Here is a 1,955-nt window from a genome sequence, read left to right as displayed (position 1 = left end):
GCCACCGCCGCCGATTGCAGCCAGTAGATGCCGATCGGCTTCTTGTAGCGCGTAACATCCTGCAGGCGGATATCGACATAGTCGCCGGTCTCGACCATCTGCTTGGTCGCCTGGACGAAGCGGGACTCGTCACGGTCGATCGGAGGAAGGCTGGCGAGACCGCTGAAGGTCATCAGCAGGCTGAACAGAAAGAGGATGACGTAGTTCCTGTTCATCGCGGGAGCTTCCGGATCTCGATTGCGGGATGGTGCCCCGTCGCGGCGCCTGGGCACTGCCCTTTGCGCGGCGCCTCATTACGCCAGCCGCAACCACGAGGCAAGGATACGCAACGTCATCCGCGCGCGACGCAAAACCGGATTCCACTTTTGCTGATCGCTGGTCATTGCTTGGTGGGCGATCGGACGCAAAACCGGATTCCACTTTTGCTGATCGCCCACTGGTGCTAAACGCCCGCCTTCATGTCACGCTTGGCCCGGCGGCCGGGCGATCTTCGGGAAAGAAAAAATGTCCGCCTACAAATCCGATTTCCTGCGCGTCATGAGCGAGCGCGGCTTCATCCACCAGATCTCGGACGAAACCGGCCTCGACCAGCTTTTCGCCAAGGAAATCGTCACCGCCTATATCGGCTTCGATGCGACGGCGAAGAGCCTCCATGCGGGATCACTGATCCAAATCATGATGCTGCATTGGCTGCAGCGGACCGGCCACCGGCCGATCGCGCTGATGGGCGGCGGCACCTCGATGATCGGCGATCCCTCGTTCAAGGACGAGGCGCGCAAGCTTTTGACGCCGCAGGACATCGAGGACAATCTGGCTGGCATTCGCCGCAACTTCGCGCCCTACCTCAAATTCGGCAGCGGCGCCGGCGACGCCGTCATGATCAACAACGCCGATTGGCTGATGGAGATCAACTACGTCAACTTCCTGCGTGATGTCGGCCGGCATTTTTCGGTCAATCGGATGCTCGCCTTCGATTCCGTCAAGCTGCGCCTCGACCGCGAGCAGTCGCTGTCGTTCCTCGAATTCAACTACATGATCCTGCAGGCCTACGACTTCGTCGAGCTCCACAAGCGGCTCGGCTGTCGGCTGCAGATGGGCGGCTCCGACCAGTGGGGCAACATCGTCAACGGCATTGATCTCGGCCACCGCATGGAGGGCGCGCAGCTCTACGCGATGACCACGCCGCTGCTCACCACCTCGTCGGGCGCCAAGATGGGCAAGTCTGCGTCGGGCGCGGTCTGGCTCGACGGCGACATGCTGTCGCCCTACGAATTCTGGCAGTACTGGCGCAACACCGAGGACGCAGATGTCAGCCGCTTCCTGAAACTCTATACGACGCTGCCGCTCGACGAGGTCGCGCGGCTCGAAAAGCTCGGCGGCGCGGAGATCAACGAGGCGAAGAAGATCCTCGCCACCGAGATCACCGCCATGCTGCATGGCCGCGAGGCTGCGGAAACGGCGAGCGAAACCGCGCGCAAGACCTTCGAGGAAGGCGCGCTCGCCGACACACTGCCCAGCGTCGAAGTCGGCAAGGCCGCGCTCGAAGCCGGCATCGGCATCCTCTCGCTGTTGGTCACCGCCGGGCTCGCCGCCTCCAATGGCGAGGCGCGGCGTCATGTCCAGGGCGGCGCCGTGCGCCTCAACGATCAGCCGGTCGCGGACGACCGCCGGACTGTGACGCTTCAGGATTTGAGTCCGGAAAACGTCGTAAAGCTTTCAGTTGGCAAGAAAAAACACGTCCTGGCGCGGCCGGTGTGACGGGCCACCTCAGCGGTATTCGAAGATCGACCTGAATATTCCGGGAGCGATTACCGACAGCGGGTTGATGTCGAGGCTCGGCTTGTTGGCATTGCCCCTCAGCCGGAAAGTGACGCCGATCAGGCCGCGATCCCGGCCGTTGCCGAGCAGCGGCCCGAACAGCGGCAGTTCGCCGAAGATGCGGTTCAGCCCATAGA

At 62.6% G+C, this 1,955-nt stretch carries 2 protein-coding genes and 1 pseudogene; 1 reads left to right on the top strand and 2 read right to left on the bottom strand.

Features of this window, described 5'->3' with window-relative positions:
* Positions 1-173, bottom strand: a pseudogene (locus EOA33_RS34000) (glycosyltransferase family 39 protein); the annotation flags it as partial.
* 331 nt (positions 174-504) lie between these two features.
* Between EOA33_RS34000 and tyrS the strand changes: the two are divergent.
* On the top strand, positions 505-1,758 hold the full coding sequence (gene tyrS, locus EOA33_RS33995; RefSeq protein ID WP_127407600.1) for a tyrosine--tRNA ligase: 1,254 nt from the start codon (positions 505-507) through the stop codon (positions 1,756-1,758).
* Between the two features lie 9 nt (positions 1,759-1,767).
* Here the strand turns inward: tyrS and EOA33_RS33990 are convergent.
* The coding region (locus tag EOA33_RS33990; protein WP_145989465.1) for a hypothetical protein at positions 1,768-1,955 on the bottom strand (188 nt) is incomplete at its 5' end.

This window comes from Mesorhizobium sp. M4A.F.Ca.ET.050.02.1.1 (genome assembly GCF_003997725.1).
GTDB lineage: Bacteria > Pseudomonadota > Alphaproteobacteria > Rhizobiales > Rhizobiaceae > Mesorhizobium.
The sequence above is the reverse complement of the archived record's forward strand: the minus strand, read 5'-3'. Positions and strand labels throughout refer to the sequence as shown.

Coding starts and splice junctions, on each gene's coding strand:
- tyrS (WP_127407600.1), top strand. CDS start 505: ATGTCCGCCTACAAATCCGATTTCCTGCGCGTCATGAGCGAGCGCGGC.